Source organism: Pseudomonas salicis (genome assembly GCF_057128705.1).
On the sequence record NZ_JBSKHU010000006.1, the window covers coordinates 38198 to 58300 of the forward strand.

The 20103-nt window shown below is 59.6% G+C and carries 17 protein-coding genes; 5 read left to right on the forward strand and 12 right to left on the reverse strand.

Translation table 11 applies throughout. From position 1 onward, the window contains the following. The gene (locus ACWKWE_RS21565) at positions 1-5457 is read right to left on the reverse strand and encodes a dermonecrotic toxin domain-containing protein (RefSeq protein WP_483851657.1); all 5457 of its coding nucleotides are present in this window, start codon (positions 5455-5457) and stop codon (positions 1-3) included. 584 nt (positions 5458-6041) lie between these two features. Continuing rightward, positions 6042-6482 (reverse strand): hypothetical protein, encoded by a 441-nt coding sequence (locus ACWKWE_RS21570; RefSeq protein WP_166594231.1) that lies wholly within the window; start codon positions 6480-6482, stop codon positions 6042-6044. Between ACWKWE_RS21570 and trmL the strand changes: the two genes are divergently transcribed. Continuing rightward, entirely contained in the window at positions 6481-6936 is a 456-nt protein-coding gene (trmL, locus tag ACWKWE_RS21575) for a tRNA (uridine(34)/cytosine(34)/5-carboxymethylaminomethyluridine(34)-2'-O)-methyltransferase TrmL (RefSeq protein WP_483851658.1), read from the forward strand. The genes ACWKWE_RS21570 and trmL overlap by 2 nt on opposite strands. Positions 6937-7042: 106 nt before the next feature. Here the strand turns inward: trmL and secB are convergent, their stop codons facing one another. Genes secB through ACWKWE_RS21590 form a run of 3 tightly spaced genes read right to left on the reverse strand, consistent with a single transcriptional unit; the run spans position 7043 to position 8241 of the window. Next, positions 7043-7531: a protein-export chaperone SecB gene (secB, locus tag ACWKWE_RS21580; RefSeq protein ID WP_166594229.1), complete on the reverse strand. Its 489-nt coding sequence runs from the start codon at positions 7529-7531 to the stop codon at positions 7043-7045. A gap of 40 nt (positions 7532-7571) precedes the next feature. Next, positions 7572-7826, reverse strand: a complete 255-nt coding sequence (gene grxC, locus ACWKWE_RS21585; protein WP_483851659.1) for a glutaredoxin 3 — start codon at positions 7824-7826, stop codon at positions 7572-7574. 1 nt (position 7827) lies between these two features. After that, positions 7828-8241, reverse strand: a complete 414-nt coding sequence (locus tag ACWKWE_RS21590) for a rhodanese-like domain-containing protein (RefSeq protein ID WP_166594289.1) — start codon at positions 8239-8241, stop codon at positions 7828-7830. A gap of 145 nt (positions 8242-8386) precedes the next feature. On the opposite strand from ACWKWE_RS21590, the gene gpmI reads away from it, so the two are divergent. The 4 genes from gpmI (at position 8387) to ACWKWE_RS21610 (ending at position 13550) form a co-directional block, all read left to right on the forward strand. Then, entirely contained in the window at positions 8387-9934 is a 1548-nt protein-coding gene (gpmI, locus tag ACWKWE_RS21595; RefSeq protein ID WP_483851660.1) for a 2,3-bisphosphoglycerate-independent phosphoglycerate mutase, read from the forward strand. Between the two features lie 138 nt (positions 9935-10072). Next, a complete protein-coding gene (locus tag ACWKWE_RS21600) occupies positions 10073-11386 on the forward strand; it encodes a murein hydrolase activator EnvC family protein (protein ID WP_401146043.1) in 1314 nt (437 codons plus the stop codon). A gap of 30 nt (positions 11387-11416) precedes the next feature. After that, positions 11417-12748 (forward strand): S41 family peptidase, encoded by a 1332-nt coding sequence (locus ACWKWE_RS21605; RefSeq protein WP_166594225.1) that lies wholly within the window; start codon positions 11417-11419, stop codon positions 12746-12748. A gap of 1 nt (position 12749) precedes the next feature. Beyond that, on the forward strand, positions 12750-13550 hold the full coding sequence (locus ACWKWE_RS21610; RefSeq protein ID WP_166594224.1) for a divergent polysaccharide deacetylase family protein: 801 nt from the start codon (positions 12750-12752) through the stop codon (positions 13548-13550). 147 nt (positions 13551-13697) lie between these two features. Here ACWKWE_RS21610 and ACWKWE_RS21615 read toward each other — a convergent pair whose 3' ends face one another. From ACWKWE_RS21615 to ACWKWE_RS21645, 7 genes are all read right to left on the reverse strand, one after another. After that, positions 13698-14453, reverse strand: coding sequence for a substrate-binding periplasmic protein (locus ACWKWE_RS21615; protein ID WP_166594223.1), 756 nt, complete (start codon positions 14451-14453; stop codon positions 13698-13700). Between the two features lie 289 nt (positions 14454-14742). After that, positions 14743-15513 (reverse strand): imidazole glycerol phosphate synthase subunit HisF, encoded by a 771-nt coding sequence (hisF, locus tag ACWKWE_RS21620; protein ID WP_166594222.1) that lies wholly within the window; start codon positions 15511-15513, stop codon positions 14743-14745. A gap of 9 nt (positions 15514-15522) precedes the next feature. Continuing rightward, on the reverse strand, positions 15523-16260 hold the full coding sequence (gene hisA, locus ACWKWE_RS21625; RefSeq protein ID WP_483851661.1) for a 1-(5-phosphoribosyl)-5-[(5-phosphoribosylamino)methylideneamino]imidazole-4-carboxamide isomerase: 738 nt from the start codon (positions 16258-16260) through the stop codon (positions 15523-15525). Positions 16261-16362: 102 nt separating this feature from the next. Then, positions 16363-16620 carry a DUF2164 domain-containing protein gene (locus ACWKWE_RS21630; protein WP_341960628.1) on the reverse strand — a complete coding sequence of 86 codons (258 nt, stop codon included), beginning with the start codon at positions 16618-16620 and terminating at the stop codon, positions 16363-16365. Beyond that, on the reverse strand, positions 16620-17258 hold the full coding sequence (gene hisH, locus ACWKWE_RS21635; protein ID WP_166594219.1) for an imidazole glycerol phosphate synthase subunit HisH: 639 nt from the start codon (positions 17256-17258) through the stop codon (positions 16620-16622). Before hisH ends, ACWKWE_RS21630 begins: the two co-directional genes overlap by 1 nt. Next, on the reverse strand, positions 17258-17851 hold the full coding sequence (gene hisB / locus ACWKWE_RS21640; RefSeq protein WP_062379429.1) for an imidazoleglycerol-phosphate dehydratase HisB: 594 nt from the start codon (positions 17849-17851) through the stop codon (positions 17258-17260). The genes hisH and hisB overlap by 1 nt, the downstream gene beginning before the upstream one ends. Positions 17852-18142: 291 nt before the next feature. Beyond that, entirely contained in the window at positions 18143-19804 is a 1662-nt protein-coding gene (locus ACWKWE_RS21645) for an OFA family MFS transporter (RefSeq protein ID WP_166594218.1), read from the reverse strand. Positions 19805-20103: the final 299 nt, after the last annotated feature.

Here is a 20103-nt window from a genome sequence, read left to right on the forward strand (position 1 = left end):
TCAGCCCTCTTCGAATCCCACGCGGTACGTCAGCTCACGAATCAGCGCCATTTCCTGTGCCTCATACGCGGCCTTCAACGCCGCGTATTCTGCGCCCAGCTCCTCGATTGCCTGGCCGGGAAAGCGGTCCGGAACGGCCAAGACCCGCGCCAGGTAATCGTCCTTCAGCGTCTGGAAGCGCTCGGCATAGGCCCCGCGTAGGTAATCCACCCAAAAGTCGCGCTGGGCGGCATAGGCCATGAATGGCTCGCCGTATTCCCCTTGCTGTACACGGGCCAGCGCAGCGTCCAGTTCACCGGGACGAATGCTGGCGTGCACCTGATACAACATGTTGCTCGGCGGCAATGGCAGGTCCAGCTCCGAGGCCCAACGCAGGCGATAGGCCAGACGCACTTCGGCCTCGTCGCGACCGGCAGCCTGCTCACGGGCAACGGCGTCGAGCTCGTGCAGTCGGTACAGGCGCCGGGTCAGTCGGTACAGTGATTGCCCGCGCAGTTCGGCTGGCACGTTGCTCAGCGACTGCTCGATGAACATCTGAATCTCGATCTGATTAAACACCAGCCACGCGCCGTCGGAGCAGGTTTGAAAGCCCGTTTCAGGCTGCACGAGGGCCTCTTCGGCGATGCCGTTGTACAGCAGCCGGTTTTCGAGATTCCGGTCCGCCGCATCGAGCACGCGCCACACCCGCTCTGCAAACTCGACACGTGTCTGCGCATTACGATAAGGCGCTGATTGCGTAAGGCGCCCGATCAGCGCCATCAGGTTCGGCGCATCGCCTCCTTCCTCGATGCGCTGCCACAATGCCTGATGGGCCTGGTTTTCGTCGACCGACCCGAGGAGCCATTGCTCGACGTCAGGCATTTCCTCAGGGGGTGGAGGCTCTGGGCTGTACAGACCGCCGGAAGAATCGGAGTCTGATTCGTAGGTGTCGGAATCCGAGTCATGGCGCTCCGGTGATAGCTCAAGAATGTCGTCGGGAAAGTCCATCGCAAAGGTATAAGACCCGCGATAGCGCTCAGAAACGTGCGCCCTGCGCATCGTTTCATGGGTCAGCGGATTGCCGCGCAAGGCGATTTCGGTCTGCCCGATGTCATTGCGCGGGTTCCGCAAAACGCGCTCGGGCAGCTCGGTCAGTTGATTGTTGTCCAGCGTCAGTCCTTCCATGGGGAGCAGGACGTCCACCCAGTCAGGCCACTGCGTCAGCCCCGAGTTGTCGAGAGAAAGCCAGGTCAGACGGCCTCGCATCGCGGAAACATCGGAGATCGCGCCCAGTACGTTTCCGCTCAGATCCAGTGCATTGAGATGAGGTAGCCTCGCGAGAAACGTCATGACCTGCTGATCGATAAGACGGCCCTGATCCCGGATGCTCAAGGTGTTCAGTTGCGGCAGGCGCGACAATGCGGACGGCAGCGCCGGCAGAGGCTCCACGGCCCCGGTCAACTCCAGATTCGTCAGTTGTGGAAAGCGCGTCAGAAATCGATTCAGCTCAGCCTCGCTGGCCCCGACCCGGATCAATTGCAGGCTGCGCACGCGCACGTCAAAGAACGCTGGCAGTTGCGCAGGAAAGTCCGCCAGCGCAATGCCCTGGACAGTCAAAACCGTCTGCGTCTGGCCTTCGCCGTAGAGGCGCGAGTACTCCAGCAGGGTTTCGCCGATGGCGCGCCGAACCTCTACCGCTTCTTCAGTCAATGGCCGGGTCGAGGTAGAAGCCTGGGTCCAGCTGTCGATGGCCTCTCGCAATTGCGTGCGCTCTTGCCTCATCTGATAGATATGAGCGGCCAGATGAGGGGGTACGTCAAGCTGGAATCGAAACCGGTTGTTCAGCCCTTCGTTGAGCCGAATGCGGGTCATCGTCAGCCGGGAAAGTGGATTGCCTTGCAGCGAAACCGTGGTCGATCGATCGGTCGAGGCTTGCAGGCTGGACATGTCCCACGGCACTTCCATGATGCGGTTATTGCGCAACGACAGCTCGGTGATCGACGAGGACGCCAGCCCGTCTAGCCACGCAGGCCAACGCTCGAGCCCCACGTTGTCCAGCCTCAGTGTGCGCAAATGCAAGCCAGTGAGCGTGGTCGGCTCGATAAAGCTGATGGTGTTACCGCTCAGGTCCAGCGTTTCCAGATGTTCGAGCCGACTGAGAGACTGCACTTCCAGCAGACTGATCGACAGGCTCTGATTGACCAGCCGCAAGCTGCGCAAGGCCGGAAACGACTGAGCGACCAGGTACGGCAGCTGAAAGACCAGCGGGTCGTTCGCCATCGTCGAACGGCTGATTTCCAGCGCTGTGACGCCCGGGAATCGCACGAAAAACGCTTCCAGGGCAAGACGCTGATCTACCCATCGGGCAATTGGCGGTGACACCGTTGATACCGGTCGATTGATGGCGATCTCGATCAGGTCCATGCGAGTCACGCGTTGACTGAAAAAGTCAGGGAGCGCTGGCGGGAAGTCGCTCAGCACCACGTTTTGCAAACGCAATGTCGCGCCGTTGGACGTGACCTCGGGCAAGGCTGTTTCGGCCCAATGCCGCCAGATGGCATCATGAATGCGCGTTCGATTCGCCTGCCGCTCGGGCGCTTCGGGCGCGGACACTGAGCTGTCGCCCCAGGCGTTCAAACTGACGTCCAGCGCAAGACGCTCGTCAAGCACCTCAATCAGCCGCTGGTGAATCTGCTGACGATCCAGGCCTGCGGCCTCTAACGCAGCCAAAATGTGCTCGGCAGAGGCGTCGCCGTTCGACGCGCCGGTGGATCGAATGAGGTCCAGCAAGGTGTCCCGCGCGATAAACCCTTGCAGGGCCCCTCTGCCACTCAAGGGATAACCCAAGCGCCCGTCCGCCAGCCGCATCGGCGAGGGTCGGCCCGGCGTGGCGGGCTGCATGTTCAATAGCGTGCGCAGCGCAGGCCGGGGGAGCAACGGACCGTTCTGAACAGCGAGTTTGAGTTTCGGGCCATCCCAAGTGCCGGGAAATCCCAACGCGGCGCGCGGTGCATCGGGTAGCGCGTGCAGAACTGCCGCGTAAAAATCATCGCGCCCATGCAGCTCCAGTCCTCGCTCGTCATAGGCTTCAAAGCCGTCGGCATGCCGAACCAGAACCTTGCGCAGCGTCGATTCCACAGGGCCAATGGCGTCAATCAGCGGACCAGCGAATCGACGGTCGTGCAGCTCAAGACGCAACTCCGCGGACCAGCCAGGCAACGTCTCCAGTGAGTGAAGAATCAAGACGTCGCTGTCGGGGTTGCGCACCGATTCGAGGTAAAGCCCTTCGTAAGCGCGCGCCAATCTGACCTGCTGCTGATAGACACGAATCTCTTCGGCAACGCGCACGGGCACCTGCCCGTTGGCCAACGCTGCACGCTCAGCGGCCGACGCAGCGCGGACCACTTCATCCACGATGGGACCTGGCAGGTCGGGGTAGCGGCGGGTGATCAAGCCCCCTTCGGCTTCCTGCGCGGAAGACAGCGCACGATAACGTGATGCAAAGGCTGCCGCCTGGTTGATCCCGGCCCCCTCGCCCCGCTGCTCGCGCGACATGTCCTCATCCAACTGGAAACGGCGCATCGTGTCTTCAAGCAAGGCCGGAGGGCGTTGCCCCTCTGCCAACGCTCTGCGCAGCACGGTTTCGTGGGTGTCGCTGATCTGCAAAATGCGTTGCGCCGTCACGTCGGAAAACGCATCGGCGGTATGACCCAATCGGCGAAACAGCTTCAGACCCTCCCATTCCAGAGGGCGATCTGCCGGGTGCATCCAGGCGCCTGCGCCATTGCTGCGCAGCGGGGGTTCATAGCTGATGGCTTTGGTAGGATGCTCGATCCGCAACGGCTCATTCGCGGACGACCTTTTTACCGAGTGCACCTTACCCTCGAGAGAAACCCAGGTTTTGTTCTGGTAGTGATAGACCCCGTAAACGTCAGGCTTCAGCCCAGCGGGCAGCACTGTGTCATGGGCAAAAGGTCTGATATCGGGTTTCCACAATCGGGTTTCACCATTGGGCAATTCGACCTCTTCCAGTTCTTCGATGAACGAAGGCGTCTCGACCGTGAGGGTTTCTGCCGCCGGAGTGCCGCTGCCGTGAGCAGCCCCCAGTGCGGCCATGAGTGCTACGTTTTCCGCCACGTCCATGAGGCAACGCCAGCCCTGTTCCCACTCGCCGCGCGTCCAACTGTCCACGCCTTCGAAAACCTCGACCCCCAACTGCGCGGCCGCGACGGCCATCATCACGGCGCCGACCGGCGGGACGACGAACCCCACCGCGTTCAACGTCTGTAGCGCGATGTTTTCAAAATAGTGAACACGCTGCTCGAAGGTTTTCTGGTCTTCATCCGCCGTAGGCACCCCATGAAACAGCGCGTCGTCCTTGAGGATCGCGGCATTTTGCTCAGTGACAGCCGTCAGCAGCCCGACCTTGAACTCATGCTCCCGCAGATGGAGCTTCGCGTTCACGTCGACCTGCGGCTCGTACCAGTTTCGGTCGTTGTTCCACACCACAGGCCGCAGGCATGACTCCAGCTTTGCGAACAGTTCTGCCTGGTGACGGGCGGGAACGAAACGCTGGAAAAACGCCGAATAGCCTTCCATCAACAATCTGTCGCGCAGCGCAGCGGTGAACACAGCGCTGGATGGGTATTCCTTGAGCGGGCAGACCGGATCATTCGGGATGTAGACCACGACACTCTGCACGGTGTCTGCGCTGTCGCGGGGTTTGCTGATCGTCACGATGCCTGTCAACTCGACGTCCCACAGGCGCAGGAAGCTGCAGGTCATCGGCTCGCCTTCGAGCGTGGCTTGCGTGACGTTTGCGGCCACCTCTAATAAAGGAGCGTAAAGACGTTGGCTGATATGCCCCTGCATCAAGGCCAGGTGGACCTGAATGCGAAGGGCCGACTCTTCCACACGCTTGAGCAAGCCCCGTCGATTGAACGTGGCGGCATCGGAAGCATCGCCGGGCACGGAAACAGGGTTCAGGAACGCGCTGATTTTTTGCTGATACTGCCCGCCGAGATCCAGTTCCCGGGACAGGGCCGCGAAGGCTTCAGGCGCAATCGCCAGTGGGGTTGTCGGCAATGCCAGTCCATCGACCGGGTAGCGGTCGTAAACCGCCGCCTTCTGTCGCGCATCGAGGTCCATTCCACCGGGTTCAGTTTCCCATGCCTCGAAGTTTTGCAACGCGGCATGCAGCAACGTTTGCGTCGCTGCCTTAAGTGATTTCTGGTATTCGACCAGCGGATCTCTGGACACGGCTGCAAATGAATCGTCGATACGAATCCTGCGTGCGTGAAACAGCCAGGTTGTGCGGACGTCCACCTCCAACCCGAATCGCTCTTTAAGCGCGGTAACGAGCAAGGGTTCGGCAAATGCCTCAAGGGAAGGAAAGTCTTTCAACACCTCGTTGAGTTCTGCTTCTCTTGAGCGGTGCAGCACGTAGTCATCCCGCAATGCCTTGACGACGTCAGGCATGGATTGGCGGGCCTGTTCAAACCAGGTGAGTCGCGTGGCGCCCGCCTTGCGCAATGTGCTGTGAAGGTCCGATGGGGCGCTCGCCAACCAGTCGGGTATTTTGCTTCGGATGGTGTTCAACTGCTGAAACATCGTTAAAGCCCTGAAACTTATATGGAATTTCTGAGCGTATTCAGAAAGGCGTCCATAAAAAGCTCAAAAACCTGATAGCAATCAGGGGGCTTCACGGCACATTTGGAATGGATAGCAGCTTTAAATACTACCTATTGCAGATTTCCCACAATTGGGTGCATCGATGGCGCGGCAGTTGCCGCGACGTGCATCACTTTGGCTCTCTGACCTTCGAAAATGCGCGAATAGCGTGCAAAAATGATCAAGAAATAATCAATCTCGAACGCTGTTCAAATCGCGCGCGAACCGTACCGGCCATTTCCGACGTTGGTCGAAAGGCCTGAAAACGGGGCTTCTATGGTTATTTCGAAATTTCCTACAGGCTTTTCTCAAAACTGGCACGCGCTCTGCAATAGGTTAAGCATCACCAGTTTTGGGGACCTTGGTACAGGCAGGCCGGGGATTCCCCTCTTTTATTCCTCTCGGAGACTGACCTCCAGTCTCCAGCGCCCGTCCTGAGTTGCGCCGTGCCACTCACCGCGCAACGGACGGGCCGCCAGCAGGTTCAGCAACAACCCCTTGTCACTCTTCTGAACTCTCCAACGCACATCACGCCCGTTGAGCTTCAACTCGCCCCGTTGCGCATCGCCTTTGGCGTTGAAGAGCAAGGCCACGGCGCCGTCGATGATCTCGCCATGCAACTGCGGCTCGCGGTTGAACCACACCGCCACGCCACCGGACAGCACCTCGATACGTTGCAGCTCAATCGGGTCTGGCGTGGTCACGCGACCGATCATCAACCCGACCATCACGCCAAATATCGCGATAGACCCCAAAAACCGCCGCCATAGCTTCGGTCTCGGGTCTTCTTCGGGGGTAGAATGCATCCCGTCCTTTTGTTCGGAGCCGTGCATGTTTCACGTGATCCTTTTTCAACCAGAAATTCCGCCGAATACCGGCAACGTCATCAGGCTGTGCGCCAACAGTGGCTGCAACCTGCATTTGATCGAGCCGTTGGGCTTCGAGCTGGACGACAAGCGCCTGCGCCGCGCGGGCCTCGATTACCACGAGTACGCCACGCTGCACCGTCACGCCGACTTGGCCAGTTGCCTTGAAAGTATCGGCCAGCCGCGCCTGTTCGCTTTTACCACAAAGGGCTCGCGGCCTTTCCACGACGTGGCGTTTCAGGAAGGCGATGCATTCCTGTTCGGCCCGGAAAGCCGGGGATTACCGCCAGAAGTGCTGGACCCGTTGACCATCGAGCAACGCCTGCGCCTGCCCATGCGTCCCGATAGCCGCAGTCTGAACCTGTCCAACACCGTGGCCATCGCGGTGTACGAGGGTTGGCGTCAGTTGGGGTTCAAGTAATCCGCGGTTACGCAGAGCACCCTGTGGGAGCCTGCGTCGCTTATCCGATATCCAACAAAAAAGCGCCCATCACAGGCGCTTTTTTCATTCGGTCAGGCCGCAAGGCTTACTGAACGGTCGGGGTCTCGCCCGATTCCTGCATGCGCTGCAGCTCTTGCGCGTACAGGGCGTCGAAGTTCACCGGGGCCAGCATCAGCGCCGGGAAAGAACCGCGAACCACCAGGCTGTCGATGGTTTCGCGCGCGTACGGGAACAGGATGTTCGGGCAGAACGCGCCGAGGGTGTGGCTCATCGACGAAGCATCCAGCCCCTTGATCAGGAAGATACCGGCTTGCTGGACTTCAGCGATGAAGGCGATTTCCTCGCCGTTCTTCACTTCGACCGACAGGGTCAGCACGACTTCGTAGAAGTCATTTTCCAGCTGCTTCTGGCGAGTGTTCAGGTCCAGGCTGACGCTTGGGGTCCACTCCTGACGGAAGATCGCCGGGCTTTTCGGCGCTTCGAACGACAGGTCACGCACGTAGATGCGTTGCAGGGAAAATTGTGGAGCTTCTTCTTCGTTGGAAGTAGCGCCGTTATTCGTTTGATCGCTCATCTCAGATCCTTCTTACTCTTGGGTCTTGTAGGGTTCGAATTCAGGCGCTCAACAGTGTGTCGAGCTTACCGGCACGTTCCAATGCGAACAGATCGTCGCAGCCGCCGATGTGGACCGAACCGATCCAGATCTGCGGGACCGACGTGCGTCCGGCCTTTTTTGTCATTTCAGCGCGAATCTGCGGCTTGCCGTCGACTTTGATTTCCTCGAAATCGACGTTCTTGCTTTCGAGCAGGTACTTGGCTCGCGAGCAGTAAGGGCAATAATCGCTGGAGTAGACGACGACTTCAGCCATGTCACTTCACCAGTGGCAGGTTGTCGCCGCGCCACGACGAGACGCCGCCAGACAGCTTGGCCGCAGTGAAACCGGCCTTGAGCAGCTCGCTGGCCACGTGACCCGCGTGCTGACCGGCGGCATCGACGATGATCAGGGTCTTGGATTTGTACTTCTCAAGTTCCGAGGTACGGGACATGACCTTGTCCTGAGGGAAGTTCAGGGCGCCCACGATATGGCCAGTGGCGTAGTCCTTCTTCGGACGCACGTCGATGACCACCGCCTCATCACGGTTGACCAGCGCGGTCAGCTCACCCGTGCTCAAGCTCTTGCCGCCCTTGTTCAGCTCTGTCGCGATCAGCAGCGCCAGCAGAATGACAAAAGCGCCAGTGATCAAATAGTGGTTCGTGGCAAATGCAAGCAGGTGATCAACCATCATCAGGTTCCAGGGCGTTAAAATGTCGGCCAGTATACACAGCCCCCAAGGTGGGCCAAAGCCCGTACGGCAGTGACGCCGTCGGAACTTCGTCCTAAACTGCTGATCTTTTTTCTACTTCACCTATTAGCCAAGAGTGGGATTCATGACTACCACGCCTAAACCATTGGTTCTGATCATCCTGGACGGCTTCGGTCACAGCGACAGCCACGACGGCAACGCGGTCTACGAGGCGACCGCCAGCAAAAAAACGCCGACCTTCGATCGCCTGTACAAGACCATGCCCAACGGCTTGATCTCCGGTTCAGGGATGGATGTCGGCCTGCCAGACGGTCAGATGGGCAACTCCGAAGTTGGCCATATGAACCTCGGCGCCGGACGCGTGGTGTATCAGGACTTCACTCGGGTGACCAAGGCGATCAAAGACGGCGAGTTCTTCGAGAACGAAGCCATCTGCAAGGCCGTCGATCAAGCCGTGGGTGACGGCAAGGCCGTGCACGTCCTCGGCCTGCTCTCCGATGGTGGCGTACACAGTCATGAAGATCATTTGGTCGCCATGGTCGAACTGGCCGCCAAACGTGGCGCCGAGAAGATCTACCTGCACGCGTTCCTCGACGGTCGCGACACACCGCCACGCAGCGCGCATCAATACCTCGACACCATGGAAGCGGCCTATGGCCGGCTGGGCAAAGGTCGTACTGCCACGATCATTGGCCGTTATTTCGCCATGGATCGCGACAATCGCTGGGACCGTGTTGAATCAGCCTACAACCTGATCGTCGACGGCAAGTCCGAATTCCAGGCCGACACTGCGAAGGCGGGACTGGACGCCGCGTACGCCCGTGACGAAAACGACGAGTTCGTCAAAGCCACGCGCATTGGCGATCAGGTCAAGGTCGAAGACGGCGACGCTGTTGTCTTCATGAACTTCCGCGCTGACCGCGCCCGCGAACTGACGCGTGTGTTCGTCGAAGACGATTTCAAGGACTTCGCACGTGCCCGCCAGCCAAAATTGGCTGCCTTCGTCATGCTGACCCAATACGCCGCGTCCATTCACGCACCCGCCGCGTTCACCAAAGGCAGCCTGGACAACGTGCTCGGCGAATACCTGGCCAAAAACGGCAAGACTCAGCTGCGCATCGCCGAAACCGAGAAATACGCCCACGTGACGTTTTTCTTCTCCGGAGGCCGTGAAGAGCCGTTCGAAGGCGAACAGCGCATCCTGATTCCTTCGCCGAAAGTCGCGACCTACGATTTGCAGCCCGAAATGAGCGCGCCGGAAGTCACCGACAAGATCGTCGATGCCATCGAAAACCAGCGTTTCGACGTGATCATCGTCAACTACGCCAACGGCGACATGGTGGGCCACAGCGGCATTATGGAAGCAGCAGTCAAGGCGGTTGAATGCCTGGACGTGTGCGTGGGTCGCATCACCGAAGCACTGGAGAAAGTCGGCGGCGAAGCGCTGATCACGGCCGACCACGGCAACGTCGAGCAAATGACCGACGAAAAGACGCATCAGCCGCACACCGCGCACACCTCTGAGCCGGTGCCGTTCGTCTACGTCGGCAAGCGTGACCTGAAAGTGCGCGAAGGCGGCGTGCTGGCAGACGTGGCGCCGACCATGCTGACTTTGCTGGGTCTGGAAATCCCGAAAGAAATGACCGGCACGTCGATTCTGGTCGCCAGGTAAGCCCCTAAACCGGCGTGTTCATCCCAAACACGCCGGTTTTTGTATGAAATGTCTGAAAGCCGCGCCCGATGAGCGTTTTTTTTGCAGCCTTCGGCGGGCATACTAAGCCCGTCTTCACTCCTGGTATCGCCCAACTCCATGCTCCGCGCCCTGATCGTCCTTGCTTTGATGTGCTTGCTCACTCCGGCCTTTGCCGACGATGACCGCGCACAAACCCAAAAACAGCTGGATGCCACGCGTCAGGACATTGCTGAGCTGAAGAAGACCCTGAGTCAAATCCAGGACGAGAAATCCGGCGTACAAAAAGACCTCCGCACAACCGAAACCCAAATGGGTCAGCTGGAAAAGCAGGTGGAGGCCCTGCAAAAAGAACTAAAAAAGAGCGAAGCCGAGCTCCAACGGCTCGATGAAGAGAAAAAAAAACTCCAAAGCGCACGCGTTGAACAGCAACGACTGATCGCGATTCAAGCCCGCGCCGCTTATCAAAGTGGCCGTCAGGAATACCTCAAACTGCTGCTCAACCAGCAGAACCCCGAAAAATTCGCCCGCACGCTCACCTATTACGATTACGTGAGTCAGGCCCGACTCAAACAACTGCACGCCTTCAACGAAACGCTGCGCCAACTGGCCGAGGTCCAGAAAGACATCGACCTGCAACAGGCGCAGCTGCTGGTGCAGAAAAGCTCGCTGGATGACCAGAAGTCCCAGCTCGACACCGTTCGCCAAGAGCGTCAGGTTGCACTGGCGAAGCTGAATCAGGACTACAAGGCCCGCGATCAAAAGCTACAGGCTCGCCAGCAGGATCAGGCAGACCTGACTAAAGTCCTGAAGACCATCGAAGAAACCCTCGCCCGTCAGGCGCGTGAAGCCGAAGAGGCGCGTCAGAAAGCGCTCTTGGCCCAGCAGGAAGCCGAGAAGCGTCAGCGTGAGCAGCAGGAAGCACTGGCCAAAAACCGTAGCAAAGATGACAGCGATGAGCCGCCTCGCAAGCCGGTGAAAGCCCCCGGCGCGATGGTTTCCAGCGCGGGTCAGTCCTACGGTGGGCCTTTTGAACAAGCAAAAGGAAAACTTCCTTGGCCTGTCGATGGTCGATTGTTGGCGCGTTTCGGTGAAACCCGCGGCGATGACGAGCGAACCAAGTGGGACGGCGTGATGATCAGCGCTGCCGCAGGCAGTCAGGTACGCGCTGTGCATGGGGGTCGCGTGGTCTTCGCCGACTGGTTGCGCGGGGCTGGCCTTCTGGTCATTCTCGATCACGGCAACGGCTATTTGAGTCTGTACGGTCACAACCAGAGCCTGTTGAAGGAAGCTGGGGACGTTGTAAAAGCCGGGGAAGCGATCGCCACTGTAGGCAACAGTGGTGGTGGTCAGGACACTCCGGCGCTGTATTTCGCTATTCGTCAGCAGGGTCGCCCTAGTGATCCGGCCCAATGGTGTCGCACTCAAGGATAAGTCGACACCTCACTCAGGAGTTCGTAAGACATGCTGTTTTCGTCCCGCCTCACCTCGCTGGCCCTGACTATCGCCGTGGCTATCGGCGCTCCGCATGCATTGGCCGCAGGTGCCGCACCGGCTGCTGCGCCTGCTGCTGCCGCGCCCGCCAACGCCGCGAACATCAAGGCGCCACTGCCGCTCGACGAGCTGCGGACCTTCGCCGAGGTCATGGACCGGATCAAAGCCGCTTATGTCGAGCCTGTAGATGACAAGACCCTGCTGGAAAACGCCATCAAAGGCATGCTCAGCAACCTCGACCCGCACTCTGCCTACCTCGGCCCGGAAGATTTCCAGGAGCTGCAAGAAAGCACCAGCGGCGAGTTCGGCGGTCTGGGCATCGAAGTCGGCGTCGAGGACGGCTTCATCAAAGTCGTTTCGCCCATCGACGACACACCCGCTTCCAAGGCTGGCATCGAGGCAGGCGACCTGATCGTCAAGATCAACGGCGCGCCGACCCAAGGCCAGACCATGCAGGAAGCCGTCGACAAGATGCGCGGCAAGCTGGGCGAGAAAATCACCCTGACGCTGGTGCGCGACGGCGGCAACCCGTTCGACGTGACGCTCGCCCGCGCGACCATTCAGGTCAAGAGCGTGAAATCGCAGATGCTGGAGCCGGGTTATGGCTATATCCGCATCACCCAGTTCCAGGTCAAGACCGGCGAAGAGGTCGGCAAGGCGCTGGCCAAGCTGCGCAAGGACAACGGCAAGAAGATGAACGGCCTGATCCTCGACCTGCGCAACAACCCGGGCGGCGTGCTGCAGGCGGCGGTCGAAGTGGCGGACCATTTCCTGACCAAAGGGCTGATCGTCTACACCAAGGGCCGCATCGCCAACTCAGAACTGCGCTTCTCGGCAGACCCGGCCGACGCCAGCGAAGGTGCGCCACTGGTGGTGCTGATCAACGGCGGCAGCGCCTCGGCGTCGGAGATCGTCGCCGGTGCTTTGCAGGACCAGAAACGCGGCATCCTGATGGGCACGGACACCTTCGGCAAAGGCTCGGTGCAAACCGTGTTGCCATTGGCTAATGACCGCGCGCTCAAGCTGACCACGGCGCTGTATTTCACGCCCAATGGCCGCTCGATTCAGGCCCAGGGCATCAACCCGGACATCGAAGTCAAACGCGCCAAGGTCACGACCGAAGCCGATGGCGAGAACTACAAAGAGGCCGACCTGCTCGGCCACCTGGGCAACGGCAATGGCGGCGCGGACAAACCGACCACCAAATCCAAGGCTGGCAAGTCGCGTCCGCAGGACGACGATTACCAGATGAACCAGGCCCTCAGTCTGCTCAAGGGATTGAGTGTCACACGCGGCAATTGATATGCGCTTCTGGTTGACCGGGCTCGTCTGGGCCCTTGCAGTGGTGACGGGTGTTGCGTGTGCGGCACCCGCCGAATCCTCCGGCACCGACGCCAAACCAGCGAAGGTCGCCTACCTCAGCTTGATCATCGACGATCTCGGACAAAGCCCCGAGAAGGACAGCCGTGCGCTGGCCCTCCCCGGCCCCGTGACGGTGGCGATCATGCCCGATACCCCGCACGCCACGGATTTTGCGCGTCAGGCCCACAAGGCGGGTCGAACGGTGATGCTGCACATGCCGATGGACCCCGCGACCGGGCCGTACGCGTGGCATCCGGACCTGCCGCTGCCCGAGCTTGAAGCCCGCCTTAACGCGGCGCTGCTGAAAGTGCCGTATGCCGCAGGCATCAACAACCACGAAGGCAGCCGCATGACCGCAGAGCCCGTGGCCATGGCCTGGCTGGTGGGCGAGTTGCAGCGGCGTCATCTGTTTCTGGTCGACAGCCGCACCAGCGCCAAGACCGTCGCCGCTGCTGAGGCACAAAAGATTGGTTTGGCGAGCGTGTCGCGGGACGTATTCCTCGACGACACCCGCACCAGCGAAGCGATCTACGGGCAGCTACAGACCGCGATCAAACTGGCGCACAAGCAAGGCTCGGCAATCATGATCGGCCATCCCTACCCGGTGACCATGGACGTGCTGGAGCGGGAACTGCCCAAGCTCAAGGCCCAAGGCATCGAATGGGTGGAACTGCGCCACATGATCAGCATTCGTGGCAATCAGGCCATGGGCGGGCACGGGAAGAATGGGGTTTATCGGTAGATCGAGCGGAGTGCGATTTTCTGTGGGAGCGAATTCATTCGCGAGGCAGCGGTACGTCCGACGAAGATTTATCGAATGTAAGGCCTCTCGCGAATAAATTCGCTCCCACAGATTGAGCCGCATTCAGGCGAGGATTGTGGCGTTGCGTCAGAGGTACTTCCCGAGAATGCTGTCCACCGTGCCTTCCTTGCGCAGTTGATCCAGCGCGGTCTGTAGCTTGTTGACCACCTCGTCCGGCGTGTCCTTGTTCAGCGCCAGGAACAATTCGGCGCTGTTAAAGCGCAGCACGGTTTTCAGGCCTGTCACACCTTCCTGACGCGCCAGGTACCGCCCCGCCGGATCACCTGTCGCCCACAAATCAATCTGCCCTTCGACCAGCTTTCGAGCGTTGTCCTTGTCGCTGAGCACGGTGATCGGGTTCATGCCCTGACGCCCCAACTCTTCGGCAATGGCGTCACCTTTATAGGCGCCGATTCGGTATTGCCTGGCATCTTCGAGGGAATTCAGTTGAAGCGGGCTGTCGGCCTTCGCCAGCATGATCCAGTCGTCCGGGCCGATCGGGCCGACCCACTTGAACAACGTCTCGCGCTCAGGCAAACGCGCGGTCACGAACACGCCGTAGCCCGGTTTTTCCAATGCCAGTTTGTAGATGCGATCCCATGGGAAACGCAGGGTCATGCTGTAGCCGATACCGGCACGCTTGAAGGTTTCGCGAACGATCTCGACGGCAATGCCCTTGATATTGCTTTCCTGGGCGAAGTTTTTTCCGTCGATGGCCATGTTGTAGGGCGGGAAATTCTCGGTGAGGAGCACCATCGAATAGGCCGGCGCATCGTCTGCCCGAGCGACGCCTGAGAGCAACGTCGCAGCGCTGATCAGCGCAAGAAAAACACCTTTGAACATATCCCTGGCACCCGATCCTGACGACGGCATGAGAGTGCCGTTAACGATAGGCATTGTCCAGTTCAGTGAGGGCGATGGTCGCTTTCAGAACAGAAGTGGCTTGAAGCGTCTGGGGCCGAGAGTGGGCAATGACCGCCTAACGGCGCACCAAACCGGGTGGGAGCGAATTCATTCTGGACGGCAGTCCGACGATTGGCCCTTACATCCGATGGATCTTCATCGGATGTACCATCGCTTCGCGAATGAATTCGCTCCCACAGGTTGGGGCGTGCATTCAGCGTGAGGGCAATCAGCGAACGACGATGCCTTGCTTCGCCATGAACGCCTTGGCTTCGGGCACGGTGTATTCGCCGAAGTGAAAAATACTCGCCGCCAGCACCGCGCTGGCATGACCTTCCAGCACGCCATCAGCCAGGTGTTGAAGGTTTCCCACGCCACCCGACGCAATCACCGGAATGCCCAGCGCATCGCTGATCGCGCGGGTTACGCCAAGATCGAAGCCGTTTTTCATGCCGTCCTGATCCATGCTGGTCAGCAGAATTTCACCAGCGCCCAGGCCTTCCATCTTCTTGGCCCACTCGACCGCGTCCAGACCGGTCGGCTTGCGACCGCCGTGGGTGAAGATTTCCCAGCGCGGTGTTTCACCCGGACCGGACACCTTCTTGGCGTCGATCGCCACCACGATGCATTGCGAACCGAACCGCGCAGCAGCCTCGCCGACGAACTCAGGGTTGAACACCGCCGCCGTGTTAATCGAGACCTTGTCAGCCCCGGCGTTGAGCAGGTTGCGAATGTCCATCACAGTGCGCACGCCGCCGCCGACGGTCAGTGGGATAAACACTTGGCTGGCCATGCGCTCGACGGTATGCAGTGTGGTGTCGCGGCCATCGACGCTGGCGGTGATGTCGAGAAAGGTGATCTCGTCGGCGCCCTGCTCATCGTAACGACGAGCGATTTCCACCGGGTCACCCGCGTCGCGGATGTTCTCGAACTTCACGCCCTTGACCACGCGGCCGTTGTCGACGTCCAGGCAAGGGATGATGCGTTTAGCCAGGGCCATGATCCGTCCTCAACCTTTGTATGAATCGCAGAAAGCCTGAGCTTCGGCGACGTCGAGCGTGCCTTCGTAGATCGCACGGCCGGTGATCGCGCCGATGATGCCCGGAGCCTTCGCATCCAGCAGCGCCTTGATGTCGCCCAGGTTGTGAATGCCGCCTGATGCGATGACCGGGATTTTCGTGGCCGCAGCCAACGCTGCGGTAAACGGCACGTTGCAGCCCTGCATCATGCCGTCTTTGGCGATGTCGGTATAAACGATGGCCGAGACGCCGTCCGCTTCGAAACGCTTGGCCAGGTCGATCACCTGCACCGTGCTGACTTCAGCCCAGCCGTCAGTGGCGACGAAGCCGTCTTTGGCATCCAGACCGACGATGACCTTGCCAGGAAACGCGCGGCAAGCCTCGGCGACGAACTCAGGCTCTTTAACGGCCTTGGTGCCGATGATCACGTAGCTCACGCCCGCTTTGACGTAATGCTCGATGGTTTCCAGCGAACGAATGCCGCCGCCGATCTGGATCGGCAGGTTCGGGTAGCGCTTGGCGATGGCCGTGACCACTTCGCCGTTGACCGGCTGGCCTTCGAACGCGCCATTCAGGTCGACCAGATGCAGACGGCGGCAGCCACCGTCGACCCACTTGGCAGCCATGCTGACAGGGTCATCGGAGAACACCGTGGAATCTTCCATGCGGCCTTGGCGCAGGCGCACGCAGGCGCCGTCCTTAAGGTCGATAGCGGGAATGATCAGCATCTGCTTTTCCTCGTCAAAGCGCAGCGAGTTGCGAGCTATAAGCCGCAAGCAGGCGCGCATAAATCAGTCTTGCAGCTTGAAGCTTGACGCTTGTCACTGCCTTTAATTTTTTTCGAGCGACCACATGTCGCTTTCAAGGCTCTCGAAGCGCTCTTTTAACAGCGTCTGAGCATCGAAGATCGCTCGGTTGTAATAGTGCGGGGCAATTTCGCGGGTGAACAATTCAAGGATTTCAGCCGCTTCGAACGAACCCAGGTCCAGCTCGAAACGGTCTTCCATGAACCGCTTGATCGTGTGACAGGCCTCACTTTCCTGCTCGGGAGTGAGGGTCAGGATCGGCGGCTTGTTCTTTTTGCTCATTACCAGCGACCGTCCCACGCGGCGAAGTTCTGCAGCAATTGCAGGCCATGGGTATGGCTCTTTTCGGGGTGGAACTGCACCGCGAAACGCGAACCGTCTGCCAGCGCAGCAGCGAAGTCGTGACCGTAATGGCCGCGACCGACGATCTGCCGAGGGTTCGGCGACTCGATGTAATAGCTGTGCACGAAATAGAACCGCGCCATATCCGGAATGCTGTGCCACAGCGGGTGATCCACCGACTGCGCGACTTCATTCCAGCCCATGTGCGGGACTTTCAGGTGTTGGCCGTCTTCGTGAAGGTCTTTGCCGAAGAAACGCACCTGGCCGGGGAACACGCCAATGCAGTCCACGCCGTCGTTCTCTTCACTGCGATCCATCAACGCCTGCATTCCGACGCAGATGCCGAGAAACGGGCGATCCTGGCTGACTTCACGTACCAGCGCATCGAAACCCAGACGACGGATTTCAGCCATGCAGTCGCGAATTGCGCCCACACCGGGGAACACGATGCGGTCAGCTTCGCGAATGACGTCGGCGTCGCTAGTGATCAACACACGGCCTGCGCCGACGTGTTCGAGGGCCTTGGCCACCGAGTGCAGATTGCCCATGCCATAGTCGATAACAGCAACGGTCTGCATTACAGCACGCCCTTGGTCGAAGGCATTTGCCCGGCCATACGGTCGTCCAGCTCAACGGCCATGCGCAGCGCGCGACCGAACGCCTTGAACACGGTTTCGATCTGGTGGTGGGTGTTGTGGCCACGCAGGTTGTCGATGTGCAGAGTGACGTTGGCGTGGTTGACGAAGCCCTGGAAGAACTCCTGGAACAGGTCCACGTCGAAGCCGCCGACCGTTGCGCGGGTGTACGGCACGTGCATCTGAAGGCCGGGACGACCCGAGAAGTCGATGACCACGCGCGACAGCGCTTCGTCCAGCGGGACATAGGCGTGGCCGTAGCGACGGATGCCTTTTTTGTCGCCAATGGCTTTGCTGAAGGCCTGACCCAGGGTGATACCGACGTCTTCCACGGTGTGGTGGTCGTCGATATGCAGGTCGCCCTTGCTTTCGATATCCAGATCGATCAACCCGTGACGGGCGATCTGGTCGAGCATGTGTTCAAGAAAAGGAACGCCGATATCGAATCGGGCCTTTCCGGTGCCATCCAGGTTGATCGAGGCTTTGATCTGAGTTTCCAGGGTGTCGCGCTCGACGAACGCCTTACGTTCGGCCATCACCAGCTCCGCAAAATCATTGGGCGAAAAGGCGGACATTATAGGCGTGTGGCGGGGAAACAGAAACACGAGACGTGTGATGGTAGACGGGATGACGCAGATAGACATGTCTGTACAAATTACCTGTAGGAGTGAGCTTGCTCGCGATAGAACTCTTGTCCTCAACAACATTGTCGACTATCAGAACGCTATCGCGAGCAAGCTCACTCCTACAGTTACAGCCCCAGTCTGATGACAATCGGACCGGTTCGGTGCCAGCCTGGGAGGCCCAAGGCTGACCCCGACAGACGCTTAGTGAAACAACACCGCCGTCTTCTGTAGGGTGATCCACACGCCCCACGCCAGCGGAATGCCGACTGCCAGCCAGGCCAGAATCGCCAGAGGCTTGGTGCCTGCGTCCGCTTTCCACTCCAGCGAAGTGGTGTGATCGGCGCCCGCATCGTGACCAATCGCCTGCTCAGCCTTCAATTCTTCTTCAGTCATGAAGTACTTGTCGGCCACCGGACGCACGAGCATGTTGCAGATGAAACCCAGCACCAGCAGACCGGCGAGGATGTACAGGGTGATGTCATAAGCATCGGCGCGTGCAACGCCGTGGCTCAGTTGATATTCACGCAGGTAGTTCACCAACACCGGACCCAGCACGCCAGCAGCAGCCCAGGCCGTCAGCAGACGACCGTGGATCGCACCCACCATTTGCGTACCGAACAGGTCGGCCAGGTAAGCAGGAACGGTCGCAAAGCCGCCGCCGTACATCGACAGCACGACGCAGAACGCTGCCACGAACAGCGCAACACTGCCCAGGTGACCCAGGGTCGGAACCGACGCGTAAAGCAGGAAGCCCAGCGCGAAGAACACGAAGTAGGTGGCTTTACGGCCGATGTAGTCGGAGAACGAGGCCCAGAAGAAGCGACCGCCGATGTTGAACAGGCTCAGCAGACCGGTGAAGCCCGCCGCGATGGCCGCGATGGCCGCCAGTTGCGAAGCGTCCAGTTGCGAGAAGCCTTGATCGGTGCCTAGCAGCTTGCCGCCGAACACTTCCTGCAGCAGTGGCGAGGCCATGCCGAGGATGCCGATGCCCGCCGAAACGTTCAGGCACAGCACCAGCCATACCAGACGGAATTGCGGGGTTTTCCACGCCACACTGACGTGCACGTGACGGTTGGTGATCATCGCGCTGTTGGTTTTCTTCGCTGGCGCGGTCCAGCCTTCAGGTTTCCAGCCGGTTGGCGGGACGCGATAGGACAGTGCACCGCCGATCATGAAGATGAAGTAAATCACCGCCATGGCCACGAAGCTTTGCCATACGCCGACACTGTCAGGCGTTGCGAAGTGGCTCATCAGCGCGGTCGCCAGTGGAGCACCCACCATCGCGCCGCCGCCGAAACCCATGATCGCCATGCCGGTGGCCATGCCGCGTTTGTCCGGGAACCACTTGATCAGCGTTGAAACCGGCGAAATGTAGCCCAGGCCCAGACCGATACCGCCGATCACGCCCGAACCGATCCACATCAGCCAGATCTGGTGGGTGTAGACACCCAGCGCCGAGATCAACAGACCGCCACACCAGCACAGGGCCGAAACGACACCTGCCTTGCGTGGACCTGCGTGCTCCAGCCAGCCACCCCAGATGGCGGCCGAGCAGCCCAGGAAGATGAAGAACAGGGTGTAGATCCAGCCGAGCATCGAGATCGGCCAGTCACAGGCGGACGAGAAAATTTGCTGAAAGAAGCCCATGTCTGCCGGGCAGGCCACGGCGGTCTTGATCCCGATGGCTTTGGACAGCGGCAACCAGAATACGGAGAACCCGTATGCCATGCCGATACACAGGTGAATGGCCAATGCAGCTGGCGGAACCAGCCAACGGTTGAAGCCACGCTTGGCGATAATGCGCTCTTTGGACAAGAACGCAGGCTGAGCGGCAACGCCACCCAGAGCAGTACTCGTAGTCATTATTTTTTTGCCCCTATTTTGTAGTTATGCCACGCAAGAACAGCGACATCGTTCCACCACCCCTCTTAACGCACGCAAGCATTGGGGGTTTTAGAAGTGGAAAGTCTCAGTACGTGGCAATTCGACGCAGCATGTGCCACGAACGCGCTGAGATTAACATTTGCTGCATCAGATAAAGCATTCTGCTATTACCTTTTTTATGCCGTCTGTCACTGCGCGAACGCGACGTGCACACTGTGAAGAATGTCCCCGAATGGGCACGACTTCTTGCTGTCCCAGTGCTGCTTACATTTGTCCGG

What these genes read in the sequence shown, in the direction of transcription:
- ACWKWE_RS21565 (WP_483851657.1), bottom strand. Translation starts at nt 5,457, where the DNA reads ATGCCTGACGTCGTCAAGGCATTGCGGGATGACTACGTGCTGCACCGC.
- trmL (WP_483851658.1), top strand. Translation starts at nt 6,481, where the DNA reads ATGTTTCACGTGATCCTTTTTCAACCAGAAATTCCGCCGAATACCGGC.
- ACWKWE_RS21570 (WP_166594231.1), bottom strand. Translation starts at nt 6,482, where the DNA reads ATGCACGGCTCCGAACAAAAGGACGGGATGCATTCTACCCCCGAAGAA.
- secB (WP_166594229.1), bottom strand. Translation starts at nt 7,531, where the DNA reads ATGAGCGATCAAACGAATAACGGCGCTACTTCCAACGAAGAAGAAGCT.
- grxC (WP_483851659.1), bottom strand. Translation starts at nt 7,826, where the DNA reads ATGGCTGAAGTCGTCGTCTACTCCAGCGATTATTGCCCTTACTGCTCG.
- ACWKWE_RS21590 (WP_166594289.1), bottom strand. Translation starts at nt 8,241, where the DNA reads ATGGTTGATCACCTGCTTGCATTTGCCACGAACCACTATTTGATCACT.
- gpmI (WP_483851660.1), top strand. Translation starts at nt 8,387, where the DNA reads ATGACTACCACGCCTAAACCATTGGTTCTGATCATCCTGGACGGCTTC.
- ACWKWE_RS21600 (WP_401146043.1), top strand. Translation starts at nt 10,073, where the DNA reads ATGCTCCGCGCCCTGATCGTCCTTGCTTTGATGTGCTTGCTCACTCCG.
- ACWKWE_RS21605 (WP_166594225.1), top strand. Translation starts at nt 11,417, where the DNA reads ATGCTGTTTTCGTCCCGCCTCACCTCGCTGGCCCTGACTATCGCCGTG.
- ACWKWE_RS21610 (WP_166594224.1), top strand. Translation starts at nt 12,750, where the DNA reads ATGCGCTTCTGGTTGACCGGGCTCGTCTGGGCCCTTGCAGTGGTGACG.
- ACWKWE_RS21615 (WP_166594223.1), bottom strand. Translation starts at nt 14,453, where the DNA reads ATGTTCAAAGGTGTTTTTCTTGCGCTGATCAGCGCTGCGACGTTGCTC.
- hisF (WP_166594222.1), bottom strand. Translation starts at nt 15,513, where the DNA reads ATGGCCCTGGCTAAACGCATCATCCCTTGCCTGGACGTCGACAACGGC.
- hisA (WP_483851661.1), bottom strand. Translation starts at nt 16,260, where the DNA reads ATGCTGATCATTCCCGCTATCGACCTTAAGGACGGCGCCTGCGTGCGC.
- ACWKWE_RS21630 (WP_341960628.1), bottom strand. Translation starts at nt 16,620, where the DNA reads ATGAGCAAAAAGAACAAGCCGCCGATCCTGACCCTCACTCCCGAGCAG.
- hisH (WP_166594219.1), bottom strand. Translation starts at nt 17,258, where the DNA reads ATGCAGACCGTTGCTGTTATCGACTATGGCATGGGCAATCTGCACTCG.
- hisB (WP_062379429.1), bottom strand. Translation starts at nt 17,851, where the DNA reads ATGGCCGAACGTAAGGCGTTCGTCGAGCGCGACACCCTGGAAACTCAG.
- ACWKWE_RS21645 (WP_166594218.1), bottom strand. Translation starts at nt 19,804, where the DNA reads ATGACTACGAGTACTGCTCTGGGTGGCGTTGCCGCTCAGCCTGCGTTC.